Annotated in this window: 10 protein-coding genes and 1 pseudogene; 8 read left to right on the top strand and 3 right to left on the bottom strand. The window is 60.9% G+C overall.

Annotation, left to right across the window (positions count from 1 at the left end; all coding sequences use genetic code 11):
• Positions 1-106: 106 nt before the first annotated feature.
• From aceE to msrA, 4 genes are all read left to right on the top strand, one after another.
• Positions 107-2752, top strand: coding sequence for a pyruvate dehydrogenase (acetyl-transferring), homodimeric type (aceE, locus tag NJC38_RS10810; RefSeq protein ID WP_045486701.1), 2646 nt, complete (start codon positions 107-109; stop codon positions 2750-2752).
• 154 nt (positions 2753-2906) lie between these two features.
• Positions 2907-4544, top strand: a complete 1638-nt coding sequence (gene aceF, locus NJC38_RS10805) for a dihydrolipoyllysine-residue acetyltransferase (protein ID WP_253114414.1) — start codon at positions 2907-2909, stop codon at positions 4542-4544.
• 329 nt (positions 4545-4873) lie between these two features.
• Positions 4874-7519: an EAL domain-containing protein gene (locus NJC38_RS10800; protein WP_045486696.1), complete on the top strand. Its 2646-nt coding sequence runs from the start codon at positions 4874-4876 to the stop codon at positions 7517-7519.
• A 110-nt stretch (positions 7520-7629) separates the two neighbouring features.
• Positions 7630-8277 (top strand): peptide-methionine (S)-S-oxide reductase MsrA, encoded by a 648-nt coding sequence (msrA, locus tag NJC38_RS10795; RefSeq protein WP_253114411.1) that lies wholly within the window; start codon positions 7630-7632, stop codon positions 8275-8277.
• 131 nt (positions 8278-8408) lie between these two features.
• Here msrA and rlmJ read toward each other — a convergent pair whose 3' ends face one another.
• Positions 8409-9248, bottom strand: coding sequence for a 23S rRNA (adenine(2030)-N(6))-methyltransferase RlmJ (gene rlmJ, locus NJC38_RS10790; protein WP_253114405.1), 840 nt, complete (start codon positions 9246-9248; stop codon positions 8409-8411).
• A gap of 266 nt (positions 9249-9514) precedes the next feature.
• On the opposite strand from rlmJ, the gene NJC38_RS10785 reads away from it, so the two are divergent.
• Positions 9515-9775: a hypothetical protein gene (locus NJC38_RS10785; protein ID WP_253114395.1), complete on the top strand. Its 261-nt coding sequence runs from the start codon at positions 9515-9517 to the stop codon at positions 9773-9775.
• A gap of 46 nt (positions 9776-9821) precedes the next feature.
• Here NJC38_RS10785 and NJC38_RS10780 read toward each other — a convergent pair whose 3' ends face one another.
• Together NJC38_RS10780 and NJC38_RS10775 are read right to left on the bottom strand one after the other, a co-directional pair.
• Entirely contained in the window at positions 9822-10925 is a 1104-nt protein-coding gene (locus tag NJC38_RS10780; RefSeq protein WP_045486690.1) for a GlxA family transcriptional regulator, read from the bottom strand.
• A 451-nt stretch (positions 10926-11376) separates the two neighbouring features.
• Positions 11377-12716 (bottom strand): annotated as a pseudogene (locus NJC38_RS10775) (L-serine ammonia-lyase).
• Between the two features lie 483 nt (positions 12717-13199).
• Here NJC38_RS10775 and NJC38_RS10770 point away from each other — a divergent pair.
• The 3 genes from NJC38_RS10770 (at position 13200) to choV (ending at position 16292) form a co-directional block, all read left to right on the top strand.
• A complete protein-coding gene (locus tag NJC38_RS10770; RefSeq protein WP_045486684.1) occupies positions 13200-14147 on the top strand; it encodes a choline ABC transporter substrate-binding protein in 948 nt (315 codons plus the stop codon).
• 121 nt (positions 14148-14268) lie between these two features.
• The gene (gene choW / locus NJC38_RS10765; protein ID WP_253114746.1) at positions 14269-15117 is read left to right on the top strand and encodes a choline ABC transporter permease subunit; all 849 of its coding nucleotides are present in this window, start codon (positions 14269-14271) and stop codon (positions 15115-15117) included.
• Positions 15114-16292: a choline ABC transporter ATP-binding protein gene (choV, locus tag NJC38_RS10760; protein WP_045486681.1), complete on the top strand. Its 1179-nt coding sequence runs from the start codon at positions 15114-15116 to the stop codon at positions 16290-16292. The genes choW and choV overlap by 4 nt, the downstream gene beginning before the upstream one ends.
• Positions 16293-16330 lie beyond the last annotated feature (38 nt).

Genomic DNA, 16330 nt, shown 5'->3' with positions numbered 1-16330 from the left:
CGCCGGCACAACCGCCGGCCATCCAAGAATTTATGTCGGCTGCCCACAAGGCCAGTCGCAAACTCAGGCGTCCGATTCTGGAAGCCTTTCCGCTCTGGAGCAAGCCATGCAAGACCTTGATCCCGTCGAAACCCAGGAGTGGCTGGACGCCCTGGAATCGGTTATCGACAAAGAAGGCGAAGACCGTGCCCATTACCTGATGACCCGTATGGGCGAACTGGCCACACGAAGTGGTTCGCAGTTGCCGTACGCCATCACCACGCCGTACCGCAACACCATTCCGGTAACTCACGAAGCCCGCATGCCTGGCGACCTGTTCATGGAACGCCGCATCCGCTCTCTGGTTCGCTGGAACGCGCTGGCGATGGTCGTCAAGACCAACCTGAACGACCCGGATCTGGGCGGCCACATCTCCAGCTTCGCCTCCAGTGCGACGCTGTACGACATCGGCTTCAACTATTTCTTCCAGGCCCCGACCGACGAGCACGGCGGCGACCTGATCTACTTCCAGGGTCACGCATCGCCAGGCGTCTACGCCCGTGCGTTCATGGAAGGCCGGATCACCGAAGAGAACATGAACAACTTCCGTCAGGAAGTCGACGGCAAGGGCCTGTCCTCTTACCCGCACCCATGGCTGATGCCTGATTTCTGGCAGTTCCCGACCGTTTCGATGGGTCTGGGTCCGATCCAGGCGATCTACCAGGCACGCTTCATGAAGTACCTGGAAAGCCGCGGCTTCATTCCGGAAGGCAAGCAGAAAGTCTGGTGCTTCCTGGGCGACGGCGAGACCGACGAGCCGGAATCGCTGGGCGCCATCGCCCTGGCCGGCCGCGAGAAGCTGGACAACCTGATCTTCGTCATCAACTGCAACCTGCAGCGCCTCGACGGCCCGGTTCGCGGCAACGCCAAGATCATCCAGGAACTCGAAGGCGTGTTCCGTGGTGCCCAGTGGAACGTCAACAAGGTCATCTGGGGCCGCTTCTGGGACCCGCTGCTGGCCAAGGACACCAACGGTGCCCTGCAGCGCCGCATGGACGAAGTCATCGACGGCGAGTACCAGAACTACAAGGCCAAAGACGGCGCGTTCGTGCGCGAGCACTTCTTCAACACGCCTGAACTCAAGGCCATGGTCGAAGACCTGTCCGACGACGAGATCTGGAAGCTCAACCGTGGCGGCCACGACCCGTACAAGGTCTATGCAGCCTACCATCAGGCGGTCAACCACAAGGACCAGCCGACGGTCATCCTGGCCAAGACCATCAAGGGTTACGGCACCGGTGCTGGCGAAGCCAAGAACACCGCGCACAACACCAAGAAGGTCGACGTCGACAGCCTGCGTCACTTCCGCGACCGTTTCGACGTGCCGATCAAGGACGCCGACCTGGAAAGCCTGCCGTTCTACCGTCCGGAAGAAGGCAGCGCCGAAGCCCGTTACCTGGCTGAGCGCCGCGCTGCACTGGGTGGTTTCGTACCACAACGTCGCGCCAAGAGCTTCAGCATCCCGACTCCGCCACTCGATACCCTCAAGGCTATCCTGGACGGTTCCGGCGACCGCGAAATCTCCACCACCATGGCTTTCGTGCGGATTCTCGCGCAACTGGTCAAGGACAAGGAAATCGGCCAGCGCATCGTGCCGATCATCCCGGACGAAGCCCGTACCTTCGGTATGGAAGGCATGTTCCGCCAACTGGGCATCTACTCGTCGGTCGGCCAGCTCTACGAGCCAGTCGATAAAGACCAGGTGATGTTCTACCGCGAGGACAAGAAAGGCCAGATCCTCGAAGAAGGCATCAACGAAGCCGGCGCCATGTCGTCGTTCATCGCTGCCGGTACTGCGTATAGCAACCACAACCAGCCGATGCTGCCGTTCTACATCTTCTACTCGATGTTCGGCTTCCAGCGTATCGGTGACCTGGCATGGGCCGCTGGCGACAGCCGCACCCGTGGCTTCCTGATCGGCGGTACCGCCGGCCGTACCACCCTCAACGGTGAAGGCCTGCAGCACGAAGACGGTCACAGCCACATCCTGGCTGCCACCGTGCCGAACTGCCGCACCTATGATCCGACCTACGGCTATGAGCTGGCGGTGATCATCCAGGACGGCATGAAGAAGATGACCGAAGAACAACAGGACATCTTCTACTACATCACCGTGATGAACGAAGCCTACACCCAGCCAGCCATTCCGGCCGGCGCCGAGGAAGGCATCATCAAGGGCATGTACCTGCTGGAGGAAGACACCAAGGCGGCTGCGCACCACGTCCAGTTGCTGGGTTCGGGCACCATCCTGCGTGAAGTCCGTGAGGCGGCGAAGATCCTGCGCGAAGAGTTCAACGTCGGTGCCGACGTCTGGAGCGTGACCAGCTTCAACGAACTGCGTCGTGACGGCCTGGCGGTCGAGCGTCACAACCGCCTGCACCCTGGCCAGAAGCCTCAGCAGACTTACGTCGAGCAATGCCTGACCGGCCGTAAAGGCCCGGTTGTCGCATCGACCGACTACATGAAGCTGTTCGCCGAACAGATCCGTCAGTGGGTTCCGTCCAAAGAGTTCAAAGTGCTGGGCACCGACGGCTTCGGCCGCAGCGACAGCCGCAAGAAGCTGCGTCACTTCTTCGAAGTGGACCGCAACTTCGTGGTGCTGGCCGCACTGGAAGCCCTGGCAGACCGTGGCGACATCGAGCCTAAAGTGGTGGCAGAAGCCATCGCCAAGTTCGGTATCGACCCAGAGAAACGCAACCCGCTGGACTGCTAAGAGTCTGTCCCGGATTCGTCCATAGCGCAGGCTCAAGCCTGGAAACAGCCGACGATGCGGAATTTGCCCCCGGCAAATGAGCATCCGAGGCTGTTTCGTTGCAAACAGCCGCGCAATATACAGTCTGGAACAGGTTCTCCTGAGGAGAAGCATAGTGAGTGAGCTAATTCGCGTACCCGACATCGGCAACGGTGAAGGTGAAGTCATTGAGTTGTTCGTCAAGGTCGGCGACCGCATCGAAGCGGACCAGAGCGTCCTGACCCTGGAGTCGGACAAGGCGAGCATGGAAATCCCTGCTCCCAAGGGCGGCGTCATCAAAGCCCTGAAGGTCAAGCTGGGCGACCGCCTGAAAGAAGGCGACGAGCTGTTCGAGCTGGAAAGCGAAGGTGGCGAAGCCGCCGCCGCCCCAGCCGCAGAACCTGCCGCCGCGCCCGCCGCTGCTGCCCCTGCTCCGGCTGCCGAAGCGCCGGCGGCTGCACCGGCACCTGCCGCTGCGGCCAGCGTGCAGGACATCCACGTACCGGACATCGGTTCGTCGGGCAAGGCCAAGATCATCGAACTGCTGGTCAAGCCAGGCGACAGCATCGAAGCCGACCAGTCGCTGATCACCCTCGAATCCGACAAGGCGAGCATGGAAATTCCATCGCCTGCCGCTGGCGTGGTCGAGAGTGTTGAAGTCAAGCTGGAACAGGAAGTCGGTACTGGCGATCTGATCCTGCGCCTGAAAATCGCAGGTAGCGCTCCGGCTGCTGCTGCCCCTGCTGCTGCCGCTCCGGCGCCTGCTGCATCGGCTCCGGCCGCCGCACCTGCCGCAGCAAAAGCTGAAGCCGCACCGGCTCCGGCTGCCGCTCCGGCCGCTGCCCCAGCCAAAGATGGCGCCAAGGTCCATGCCGGCCCTGCCGTTCGTCAACTGGCCCGTGAGTTCGGCGTCGAGCTGAGCGCAGTGACCGCGACCGGCCCGCACGGTCGTGTACTGAAAGAAGACGTGCAGGTCTACGTCAAGGCCCAGCTGCAAAAGGCCAAGGAAGCACCCGCAGGCGGCGCCACTGGCGGTGCCGGTATCCAGCCGATTCCGGAAGTCGACTTCAGCCGCTTCGGTGAAATCGAAGAAGTGCCGATGACCCGCCTGATGCAACTGGGCGCGTCCGGTCTGCACCGCAGCTGGCTGAACATACCGCACGTGACTCAGTTCGACCAGGCCGACATCACCGACCTGGAAGCTTTCCGCGTGGCGCAGAAAGCCGTGGCGGAAAAGGCTGGCGTCAAGCTGACTGTGCTGCCACTGCTGCTCAAGTCCATCGCGCACCTGCTCAAGGAACTGCCGGACTTCAACGCATCGCTGGCACCAAGCGGCAAAGCGGTGATCCGCAAGAAGTACGTGCACATCGGCTTTGCCGTGGACACCCCGGATGGCCTACTGGTCCCGGTGATCCGCGACGTCGACCAGAAGAACCTGCTGCAACTGGCGGCCGAAGCGGCTGCGCTGGCCGAAAAAGCCCGCAACAAGAAGCTGACCGCCAACGACATGCAGGGCGCCTGCTTCACCATCTCCAGCCTCGGTCACATTGGCGGCACCGGCTTCACGCCGATCGTCAATGCACCGGAAGTGGCGATCCTGGGTGTCTCCAAGGCATCCATGCAGCCGGTCTGGGACGGCAAGGCATTCCAGCCGCGCCTGATGCTGCCACTGTCGCTGTCGTATGACCACCGTGTCATCAACGGCGCCGCCGCTGCACGCTTTACCAAGCGTCTGAGCGAACTGCTGGCCGACATCCGCACCATCCTGCTGTAAGGCATCAGCGGCCCCGTTTGCGCGGGGCCGACTGCCGAACATCTGGCTGCCGTACCAAAAGCCCCGCGCAAGCGGGGCTTTTTTGTCCTGTGTCACAACTTCAGACAGCAGTTCTGCGATACATGGCCGATACCCTGTCGTTACATGAAACCCTGTACGCGGCGACCGGTCCGAATGGATTGAACAGTGGACACATTACTCTGATACTTTTATAGCACTAAGCCACCGCGCTCTCTTGTAAGGCAGTGCTGCATCATGCAACCTTGCCGGGCGCGAAAGTTATCAGGGCCAATGCCCGCGCGACCAGAATTCGGAAAGCGAGTTTGTTCATGAAAAGCCAGCCCGATGCTGCCGCCAGAACGGCAGCCGAGGTAGTGACGCAATTGCCGGTGCCTTCGCGCCTGGGCATGCTGCGTTTCGAACGGCTGAATGAAGCCAGTTGGGCGCTGCTATATCTTGATCCGAACTGTGAACAAGCATTCGGCATGCCAGCAGTGGAGCTGTGCTCACTGATCAGTTCTCCTTTCGCCAGCCTGATGGAGCCGGAGGCACGTTATCGGCTGCACGATGATCTGCAGCAGCAACTGACCCGGGCATCGCATTATCTGATCCGCTACACCTTGCACACGGTCAATGGCCCGCTGGGGCTACTGGAGATGGGCGAGGCATTCAAACAGCACAACCGCCAACTGTTGCGCGGCTATTTTGTGGTCATCGACGGGCCTGCATTCAACGCTGATGACAGCGATCCGGCAGGCAGGCATGTCAATCCGCTCAGCCCGTTTGCCCAACTGCAGCGCGCACGCGCCCAGCAGGAACTGATCCTGCGGCTGGCCCGTCATCGTTACTCGGGTAATTCGGTGCAGGAAGCGGCGCAACTGATTACCCAGACGGCCTGCGAGATCTACGATGTCGCCGGTGCCAGTATCTGGAATCTGGAAGGCCAGACGCTGGTGCCCGTCACTGAATACGTGCGCGAGAGCGGCGAGCACCGCCAGCCATCGCCCATCGATATCAGCAACTCACCGGCCTACCACGAGGCGCTGCTCAACAGTCGCGCCATCGATGCCAGCAACACCCGCGAAGACCCGCGCACGCTGGAGCTGGCCAGCAGCCTTGAGCCACGTGATGTGCGCGCCCTGCTCGATGCCAGCATCCGCCTGGACGGGCAACTGGTCGGCGTACTGTGCCTGGAGCAGACCGGTGCAACGCGCCAGTGGCTTACGGATGAGGTGGCCTTTGCCGGCGAACTGGCTGACCAGTTTGCGCTGGTCATCAACAACCACAACCGACGTACCGCCACCAGCGCCCTGCATCTGTTCCAGAGAGCGGTGGAACAGAGCGCCAATGCTTTTCTGCTGGTCAACTGCGACGGCGTGGTGGAATACGTCAACCCCAGCTTTACCGCCATCACTCAATACGCCGCCGAAGAGGTCCATGGCCACAAGCTCGCCGAGCTTCCTGCTCTGGAAAACCTCGGCAGCCTGTTCGATGCCCACTCAAGCCTGGCCAACAACAATAGCTGGCAAGGTGAATTCAAAAGCCGGCGCAAGAATCTGGAGCCCTACTGGGGGCAGTTGTCGATTTCCAAGGTATACGGCGACAATCGCGAGCTGACCCATTACATCGGCATCTACGAAGACATCACCCAGAGCAAGCTGGCCCAGCAGCGCATCGAGCGCCTGGCCTACACCGACAACCTGACCAGCCTGGGCAATCGTCCGGCGTTCATTCGTCATCTGGACGAGCGCTTCGCCCGTGACAGCGACACCCCGATGAGCCTGCTGCTGGTAGACATCGACAACTTCAAGCGTATCAACGACAGCCTTGGCCACCAGACCGGTGACAAACTGTTGATCAGCCTGGCCCGCCGCCTGCGCAATACCCTGAGCCCGGTCGATGTACTGGCCCGCTTTGCCAGTAACGAATTTGCCGTACTGCTCGACCAGACCGGCCCGGAGGCCGGACAAAGCATCGCCCATCAGGTGTTGATGACCCTCGACAAGCCGTTGTTTGTCGACAATCAGTTGATCAGCGTTACCGGCTCTGTGGGCCTGGCCTGTGCGCCGCTCCACGGTCGTGATCCGCAGACCCTGATGCGTAATGCCGGGCTGGCGCTGCACAAAGCCAAGGCCAATGGCAAACATCAGGTCCAGGTGTTTACCGAAGCCCTGAATGCCGAAGCCAGCTACAAGCTGTTCGTCGAGAACAACCTGCGCCGGGCCTTGAGCCAGAGCGAGCTGGAAGTGTTCTACCAGCCCAAACTGTGTCTGCTGACCGGCCGCCTCACAGGCCTGGAGGCCCTGCTGCGCTGGAACCACCCGGAAAAGGGCATGATCCGCCCGGATCAGTTCATCAGTGTCGCCGAAGAGACCGGCCTGATCATTCCGATCGGCAAATGGGTGGTGCGCGAGTCGTGCCGGATGAGCAAAGCCCTGACGGCCGCCGGCTTCGGCCCGCTGCAAGTGGCGATCAACGTCTCTCCCAAACAGTTCTCCGATCCCGAGCTGGTGTCCTCGATTGCCAATATCCTCAAGGAAGAGGCACTCGACCCGTCGCTGCTGGAACTTGAACTCACCGAAGGTCTGCTGCTCGAAGCCACCGAAGATACCCGACAGCAACTGGACATGCTCAAGCGCCTGGGCCTGTCACTGGCCATGGACGACTTCGGTACCGGTTATTCGTCGCTGAGCTACCTCAAGAAATTCCCCATTGACGTGCTCAAGATCGACCGCAGCTTCATCCGCGATATTCCGGATGATGAAGGCGACATGGAGATCACTTCAGCGGTAATCGCCATGGCTCACAACCTCAAGCTCAAAGTGGTTGCCGAAGGTATCGAAACCGCAGCCCAACTGGCGTTCCTGCGCCGGCATCGTTGCGACATCGGCCAGGGTTACCTGTTCGACAAGCCGATTTGCGGCGACGATCTGATCGAACGGCTGCACCGTTACCCGCACAAGCCGCTGCTCTGAGGCCCCTTCCCTGTCCCAGACCTCTGGGGCAAACTGTATGTCCGTTTTTTACAGTGTATGGCGCAGCCGCTGTTTACGTGCGCCAGCCTGCCTATTCAGAGGACTTGCTCATGACCCTGCGCTCGGAAATCCTGGTAAACAAGAACGTCTTGCCTACCGCCGAACAAGCCCTGCCGGGCCGCGATAGCCATATCCAGCTCCCCGAGAAGCATTTCGTCCATGATACGCCGCTGCTCGGCCCGTTCTTCGAAGAGGTCGAGTTCGCGATCTTTGGCCTGGGCTGTTTCTGGGGCGCAGAGCGGCGCTTCTGGCAGACCCCGGGAGTGGTCAGCACCGTGGTGGGTTACGCCGGCGGCTTCACCCCCAACCCGACTTACGAAGAAGTCTGCTCGGGCCTGACCGGGCATACCGAAATCGTCCTGGTCGTCTACGAGCCGGCGAAGGTCAGCTATGAAGCCCTGCTGAAGATGTTCTGGGAACTGCATAACCCGACCCAAGGCATGCGTCAGGGCAATGACATTGGTACCCAGTACCGCTCGGTCATCTACTGCACCAAACCCGAACAACTGCAGCAAGCCCTGGACAGCAAAGCGCGTTACCAGACCGAGCTGACCAAGGCTGGCCTGGGTGAGATCACCACCGAAATCGCCGAGGCGCCGCCCCTGTACTTCGCCGAAGGCTACCACCAGCAGTACCTGGCGAAGAACCCGCAGGGCTATTGCGGGATTGGCGGCACCGGGGTGTGCCTGCCAGCCTAAGCTTGCAGCAGGAGCGACGCAGGAGATCGCCCGTCGCCTTGGCGTCGCGCTGCCGCGCAGCAAACACGGGCCCCCGTAGGACCGGCTTTAGCCGGGAAGCCTTCCCGGCCAAAGCGGATCGCCGGCCGGTCCTACTCCGCGATCAACCAATCCATTTTCCAGCCGCCCTGGGTCTGGCCCAGCTTTTCGGCCAGGTAGGGCAGCAACTCGCGCAGTTCTTCTTCAAGCCCCCACGGCGGGTTGGCGATGGCCAGCCCGGAGCCGTTGAGGCTGGCCGGGGTTTCCAGGGGGTGGACGTAGAGTTCCACGCGCAGCAGCTTGGGCGCGCCGGTTTCAGCCAGGTCCTGATAAAAACGTTTGAGCTGACGCGGGTCCTTGATCGGGTACCAGATGGTCGCAACGGTCTGACGCATGCGCCCGATGGCCTCTTTGAGCGCTACGCTGCAGCGCTTGAGTTCATCGAGTTGCTCGAACGGCGGGTCGATGAGCATCACTGCGCGCTTTTCCTGCACCGGCAGCAACGCACGTGGCACGTGCCAGCCCTCGCCCAGATGCACCGCCACGCGGCGGTCGAACTTCATGTTGTCTTTAAGCAGCGCACCGTCATCGGGGTGCTTTTCATTGAGCAATACGCGGTCCTGCTCACGGCTCAGGCGCCGCGCCAGCTCAGGCGAACCTGGGTAGTAGCGCAGTTCGCCGGTCTTGCGGTTCATGTGCCGCAATACATCCATATAACCGGCCGCGGCCGCAGGCAGGTCAGTGGCCTCCCACAAGCGGCCGATGCCTTCGACCCACTCACCGGTGCGGGTCGCTTCATCGCCCTGCAGGTCATACAGACCGATCCCGGCATGGGTGTCGATGTAGGCGAACGGCTGCTCCTTGCGCGACATCAGCGCAATCAGCCGGGTGAGAACAATGTGTTTCAAGACGTCGGCATGGTTGCCGGCATGGAAGGCGTGACGATAATTCATGGCAGCTCCTGGAAGGCCGCCCAGTTTACACCAGACATGAAAAACCCCGGTAAAGCCGTCACAAAACCGGGGACCGAACGTGACATCGGGTGACCAAGCCCTTGCGCAGTACACGTCGAAGGCTTTCAGTCTGCTCTGGCTACTGAAACAGGAGTTAGCCGAAAACGACCTGTTCTTAGGTAATCCTGCCATCACCTCTACAAGCCCTTGCCCAGGCTGTGAAGGCCTACCAGAATCAGTTACCACCCTGTCGAAGGAACAACGCCATGATGCACGCAGACCTGATTGACCAGGACGACCTGATCGGCAAACTCAGGGCGCTGGGCTTTGAAACGCCCTCAGGGGCGACCCCGGAGCAGGCCTGTGCCCAGGCAGTGCGCGGCCTTACCGATGACCGCGCGATCGCGTTGCGCAAACTGGTTGAAAGCATGCTGGCCGGCAGTGCGACCATCCTGCCGGCGGTGCGCCAGGCCATTGATCAACAGTTGCTGCCGGCGCTGGTGGCTTACAAACAAAACCACGCCTGACTGACCGACATCGCCCCCGGTTGCCTGACGCAACCGGGGACGATTGTCAGATACGCACGCTGGCGAAGGTCGACTCGTTGCGCGCCTGGTTGAGCGCCGACATCGGCCCGGACAGCGGCGCCAGGACCATGGCCTGCGGGATCGGCAGCATGGAAACCTGCTGGGCAGTGTTGGAACCTACCCGCTCATCGCGTGGCGGAATGCCGAAGTACTCGCGATAGCACTTGGAAAAGTGCGGCGTCGAGACAAACCCGCACACCGAAGCCACTTCGATGATCGACATCGGCGTCTGCTTGAGCAGTTGCCGGGCACGGATCAGGCGCAGCTTGAGGTAGTAGCGTGATGGCGAACAGTGCAGGTACTTCTGGAACAGCCGCTCCAGTTGCCGGCGCGACACCGACACGTACACCGCCAGCTCGTCGAGGTCGATAGGCTCTTCAAGGTTGGCCTCCATCAGCGCGACGATTTCCTGCAATTTGGGCTGGTTGGTGCCGAGCATGTGCTTGAGCGGCACGCGTTGGTGGTCCTGCTCGTTACGGATGCGCTCGTAGACGAACATTTCCGAGATCGCCGCCGACAGTTCGCGACCGTGATCACGGCTGATCAGGTGCAGCATCATGTCCAGCGGCGCGGTGCCACCGGAGCTGGTGAAGCGGTTACGGTCCAGGGTGAACAAGCGGGTACTCATGGTCACCCGCGGAAAAGCCTCCTGCATCGCGGCCAGACATTCCCAGTGCACGCTGCAATCGAAGCCATCGAGCAGGCCGGCGCAAGCCAGCGCCCAGCTGCCGGTACACACCGCACCCAACCGCCGCGACTGACGGGCCTGGGATTGCAGCCAGCTGACGTGCTCACGGGTTACGGTGCGCTGGATGCCGACACCGCCGCAGACGATCACGGTATCGAGGGCCGGTGCCTTGTGCATCGCCGCATCGGGAGTGATCTGCAAGCCGTCGCTGGCCCATACCTGGCTGCCATCCAGGCTCAGGGTGGTCCAGCGATACAGCTCGCGACCCGACAGCTGGTTGGCCATGCGCAGCGGCTCGACCGCCGACGCGAGGGAAATAAGCGTGAAATTATCGAGCAACAAAAAGCCGATGGACTGTGGAGCGCGGTTCTGGGGGGCTGCCCCGGCATTGAACGAAGTCATCACGGAATCTCCTCGCACTTGAGCGGTAGGTGGCCTCACTGGAGGCTCTCATTCTTATTGCCCTACGCATTGCAGGGCTGTACCAAATGCATCGCAATTCCCATGCCTGAATTTGTCTGTGAACGACAAAAAACCCAAAAGCGACGTCGCTAAGCGTAACCACGACAGCGACCTGCATATTCAAATGCGACAGGCTCGCAAATCACCTGGAACCACTGAGCAATTCGGTAGCACTCGGACAAGGCAAGAAACAGTGGGGCTTTGACAAGTGTCACTACCCGCACACTCTGGAAGGTCTTTTTGCGCTGAAACAAGGCGTCATTGCGACGCCCTGGGCCAAAAGCGAGCAGAGCCGGCGCGCCGCTGATGCGTCGGGGCTCAAGCCCCTCCTACGGCCCTGCGCAGGAGCGGATTGATCCGTGAAACAGGCCCCGATCGATCGAAGCTGCGGTTAACACTCGACGGCACTGACCGCCAGGCCGCCGCGCGAGGTCTCTTTGTATTTGTCGTGCATGTCCGCGCCGGTGTCACGCATGGTGCGGATCACCCGATCCAGAGAGATAAAGTGCTCGCCGTCACCGCGCAGCGCCATCTGTGCGGCATTGATGGCCTTTACCGCAGCGATGGCATTGCGCTCGATGCACGGCACCTGCACCAGACCGCCGACCGGATCACAGGTCAGGCCCAGGTTGTGCTCCAGGCCGATTTCTGCGGCGTTGCACAGTTGCTCAGGTGTGGCGCCCAACACATCGGCACGCCCTGGCAGCCGACTTCGGCACCGGAGATCGAGGCGTTCTTTTTACACAGGATGCCTACGGCCGCCGCACCGAGGAAGTAATCCACCACATTGCTCTGATTGACGTCCGGGCTGAACTTGACGAAGTAATGCAGCACCGCCGGGATAATGCCGGCCGCGCCGTTGGTCGGTGCGGTGACCATCCGCCCACCGGCGGCGTTCTCCTCGTTGACCGCCAGGGCGAACAGATTGACCCACTCCATGGCGTTGAGGGTCGAGCCGATCACATTGGGCTTGCCCAGCTCCTGCAGACTCTTGTGCAGCTTTGCCGCCCGGCGGCGCACATTGAGGCCGCCGGGCAGAATGCCGTCGTGCTTGAGGCCGTTATCCACGCACTCTTGCATGGCGGCCCACAGTTTCATGATTCCGGCGCGAATTTCAGCCTCACTGCGCCAGACTTTTTCATTGGCCATCATCAGCTCGGACACCCGCAGACCGTGCTGGCGGCACAACTGCAGCAGTTCCCGGGCACTGGAAAATTCGTAGGGCTGCTCGGTGCGGTCACCGTCCATCTCGCCGCTGTCGGCCTGAACCTGGTCGACCACGAAACCGCCACCGATGGAGTAGTAGGTGTCCTGATAGATCTCGCCGCCCCGGCCTTCGGCAATCAGGGTCATGGCGTTGGGGTGAAACGGCAGGTTCTCGTCGAGCAGCAGCATGTCCCGCGACCACACGAACGAGATCGGCAGGCGGCTATCGAGCATCAGCGTATCGGTGCTTTTCAGGGTGTCGATGGCCGGGCCGATCATTGCCGGGTCGATAGCATCCGGCCACTGGCCCATCAGGCCGAGAATCACCGCATTATCACTGCCGTGGCCGACACCGGTGGCTGACAACGAACCGTACAGGCGCACTTCGATGCGTTCGATGCTCTCCAGCTTGCCGCTGTCACGCAAACCCTGGACGAACAGCGCGGCGGCGCGCATCGGCCCTACTGTATGCGAACTGGAAGGTCCCACGCCGATCTTGAACAGGTCAAACACGCTGATTGCCATTGTCGCCAAGCTCCATCATCAGGTCTTTTTAGCGCCGGGGCGCTTTTATAGGCGTAGCTGCTACGCTGGATCTGTTGCCGATTTGGCGTACACCAGCCACTGCAGTTCGCTGTTATGGCCAAATCATCAGCCTTTTCAGCCATTGCACGCCGTCCCACACCGACGCACTCATGCTCAGCAACGCCGCCACCTGAAAGCCCCGCAATAGAGCTTGAAAACCGAGGCTGTCAGGCGCTTTCAGGTATCCGCAAGAGGCCCGGGCAGCGCCAAAGAAACTGGAAACGACGTCGCACACACTGGATGCGACCCCTCCCGCACTGGTTACGACGCCCCCTGTAGGCGTTTGTTTTTTGCTGGTAGATGATCGACCCGACTCGATCGCAAGGCACCGTGATGGGCTTTCTCAAGAAGCCTGCGCCCAAAGAAGCCACGTCATCCCCGCAGACGGGACGACGATGAGAAAAAGATCACAGGAGCTCACCCATGAAAGGTTCAACGTCGTTGCTGTTGGTCGCCACCCTCGGTTTGCCGATGCTGGCCCACGCTGCAGAACCCCAGGCATGTCATACCGTCAACTTCTCCGACGTCGGCTGGACCGACATCACGGTGACCACCGCCGTCACCAGTGAGGTGCTTGAAGCACTTGGCTACAAGACCAAGACCACCATGATCTCGGTGCCGGTGACCTACAAGTCGCTGGCCGAAGGCAAGAACATGGACGTGTTCCTCGGCAACTGGATGCCGACCATGGAAAACGACATCAAGGCCTACCGCGAAGCCGGCACCGTCGAAACCGTCCGGGCCAACCTGGAAAACGCCAAATACACCCTCGCGGTGCCGCAATCGCTGTATGACAAGGGCCTCAAAGACTTCTCCGACATCGTCAAATTCAAAGACGAACTGGGCGGCAAGATCTACGGCATCGAACCGGGCAACGATGGCAACCGCCTGATCCAGAGCATGATCGACAAGAATGCCTTCGGCCTGAAAGACGCCGGTTTCAAGGTGGTCGAGTCGAGCGAGGCCGGCATGCTGTCGCAGGTCGACCGCTCCAACCGCAGAGGCGGCGACGTGGTGTTCCTCGGCTGGGAACCACACCCGATGAACACCCGCTTCAAGATTCAGTACCTGACCGGCGGCGACGACTTCTTCGGCCCCAACTTCGGCCAGGCAACCATCTATACCAACACGCGCAAGGGCTACACGGAGCAATGCAGCAACGTGGGCCAATTGCTCAAGAATCTATCGTTCACGCTGGACATGGAGAGCACCCTGATGGGTAAGGTGCTGGACGAGAAGATAAAACCTGACGCTGCCGCCAGGCAGTGGCTGAAAGCCAACCCGCAGGTGCTCGACACCTGGCTGTCCGGCGTTACCACCGTCGACGGCAAACCGGGCCTGGAAGCCGCCAGGGCCAAGCTGACCCAGTAGTACCCAGAGCACAGGCTCTCCGGGCCTGCCGCATTCAATCTTCACGTAAAGGTGCTTCTGAAAATCCCTGGCAGTGGCAACGCCGGTCATTTTCAAAGGCACCCGCAAGCGGACACCCGATATCATGTTGACCGATCACAAGCTCCCCCTGGGCGAGTATATTTCCGCCTTTGTCGACTGGCTGATTCGCCATGGCGCCAATTACTTCGACGCCATTGCCTCCAGCCTTGAACTGATGATCCACGGCCTGACGTTCTCCCTGGCCTGGTTCAACCCTTACGTACTGATCGGCCTGATCGCCGCCCTGACCCACTTCATCCAGCGCAAGTGGGGCCTGACCGTCTTCGTGATTCTGTCGTTCCTGCTGATTCTCAACCTGCACTATTGGCAAGAAACGCTGGAAACCCTGGCCCAGGTGCTGTTCGCCACCCTGGTGTGCGTGATCATCGGCGTGCCGCTGGGCATCATTGCCGCGCACAAGCCCTGGTTCTATACCTGCATCCGGCCGATTCTCGACCTGATGCAGACCGTGCCAACCTTCGTCTATCTGATCCCGACCCTGACCCTGTTCGGCCTGGGCGTGGTACCCGGTCTGATCTCTACGGTGGTGTTTGCGATTGCCGCACCGGTGCGCCTGACTTACCTGGGGATTCGCGACGTCCCTCAGGAACTGCTCGACGCCGGCAAGGCCTTCGGCTCTTCGCGTCGCCAGTTGCTGACCCGTATCGAACTGCCCTATGCCATGCCGAGCATCGCCGCCGGTATCACCCAATGCATCATGTTGTCGCTGTCGATGGTGGTGATCGCCGCCCTGGTAGGCGCCGACGGCTTGGGCAAACCTGTGGTCAACGCACTGAACACTGCCGATATCGCGGTTGGCTTCGAAGCGGGCCTTGCGATCGTATTGCTGGCCATCATGCTCGATCGTATCTGCAAACAGCCTGAAGCCAAGGTGGGAGCCGACGCATGAGCATCATCAAATTCGAAAACGTGGACGTTATTTTCAACAAGGACCCACGTGCCGCACTCAAGCTGCTGGACCAGGGCAAGACGCGCGGCGAAATCCTCCAGGAGCTGGGTCAGATCGTCGGCGTCGAAAAGGCCAACCTGGATATCAACAAGGGCGAGATCTGCGTCTTGATGGGCCTGTCCGGCTCGGGCAAATCCAGCCTGCTGCGCTGCATCAATGGCCTGAACACGGTCAGCCGCGGCTCGCTGCTGGTGGAGCACGAAGGCTCGAAAATCGACATTGCCAACTGCACCGAAGCCGAGTTGAAGATGATGCGCACCAAGCGTATCGCCATGGTGTTCCAGAAGTTTGCCCTGATGCCCTGGCTGACTGTGCGCGAGAACATCAGCTTCGGCCTGGAAATGCAGGGACGACCGGAAAAGGAGCGGCGCAAACTGGTCGATGAGAAACTCGAACTGGTGGGCCTGACCCAATGGCGCAACAAGAAGCCCGATGAGTTGTCTGGCGGCATGCAGCAACGTGTCGGCCTGGCCCGTGCACTGGCAATGGACGCCGACATTCTGTTGATGGACGAACCCTTCTCGGCCCTCGACCCGTTGATTCGCCAGGGCCTGCAGGATGAACTGCTGAGCCTGCAAAGCAAGCTGAGCAAAACCATTGTCTTCGTCAGCCACGACCTGGACGAAGCGCTGAAACTGGGCAGCCGCATCGCAATCATGAAAGACGGGCGGATCATCCAGTACAGCGTGCCGGAAGAAATCGTCCTCAACCCGGCCGACGAATATGTGCGCAATTTCGTTGCCCACACCAACCCGCTCAACGTGCTGTGCGGGCGCAGCCTGATGCGCACCCTGGACAACTGCAAGCGGATCAATGGCTCGGTATGCCTGGATCCGGGTGGCGATTCCTGGATTGATCTGGCCGAAGGCAATGTGATCAAAGGCGTACGTCAGGGCGCCGCACCGATTTCGGTACAGAACTGGCAGCCTGGTCAGAACGTCGCGGACCTGCAGCGTATCCCGACCCTGGTGGACTCCAACATCGGCATGCGTGACGCGCTGCAGATTCGTTACCAGACCGGCAACAAGCTGGTCCTGCAGGACGGTAACCGGGTGGTGGGGATTCTCGGCGACACCGAGCTGTATCACGCCTTGCTGGGCAAAAACCACGGCTGATGCCCACCTGCCCTGTGCACCGTGCGCTGGGCATAACA

The organism is Pseudomonas sp. 21LCFQ010, assembly GCF_024129905.1.
In the GTDB taxonomy this organism is placed as follows: Bacteria; Pseudomonadota; Gammaproteobacteria; order Pseudomonadales; family Pseudomonadaceae; genus Aquipseudomonas.
Note: the sequence above shows the minus strand (reverse complement) of the source record. Positions and strands in the feature narration are given on the sequence as shown.

Coding starts and splice junctions, on each gene's coding strand:
- NJC38_RS10780 (WP_045486690.1), bottom strand. CDS start 10,925: ATGACTTCGTTCAATGCCGGGGCAGCCCCCCAGAACCGCGCTCCACAG.
- NJC38_RS10800 (WP_045486696.1), top strand. CDS start 4,874: ATGAAAAGCCAGCCCGATGCTGCCGCCAGAACGGCAGCCGAGGTAGTG.
- choV (WP_045486681.1), top strand. CDS start 15,114: ATGAGCATCATCAAATTCGAAAACGTGGACGTTATTTTCAACAAGGAC.
- NJC38_RS10770 (WP_045486684.1), top strand. CDS start 13,200: ATGAAAGGTTCAACGTCGTTGCTGTTGGTCGCCACCCTCGGTTTGCCG.
- msrA (WP_253114411.1), top strand. CDS start 7,630: ATGACCCTGCGCTCGGAAATCCTGGTAAACAAGAACGTCTTGCCTACC.
- aceE (WP_045486701.1), top strand. CDS start 107: ATGCAAGACCTTGATCCCGTCGAAACCCAGGAGTGGCTGGACGCCCTG.
- NJC38_RS10785 (WP_253114395.1), top strand. CDS start 9,515: ATGATGCACGCAGACCTGATTGACCAGGACGACCTGATCGGCAAACTC.
- rlmJ (WP_253114405.1), bottom strand. CDS start 9,248: ATGAATTATCGTCACGCCTTCCATGCCGGCAACCATGCCGACGTCTTG.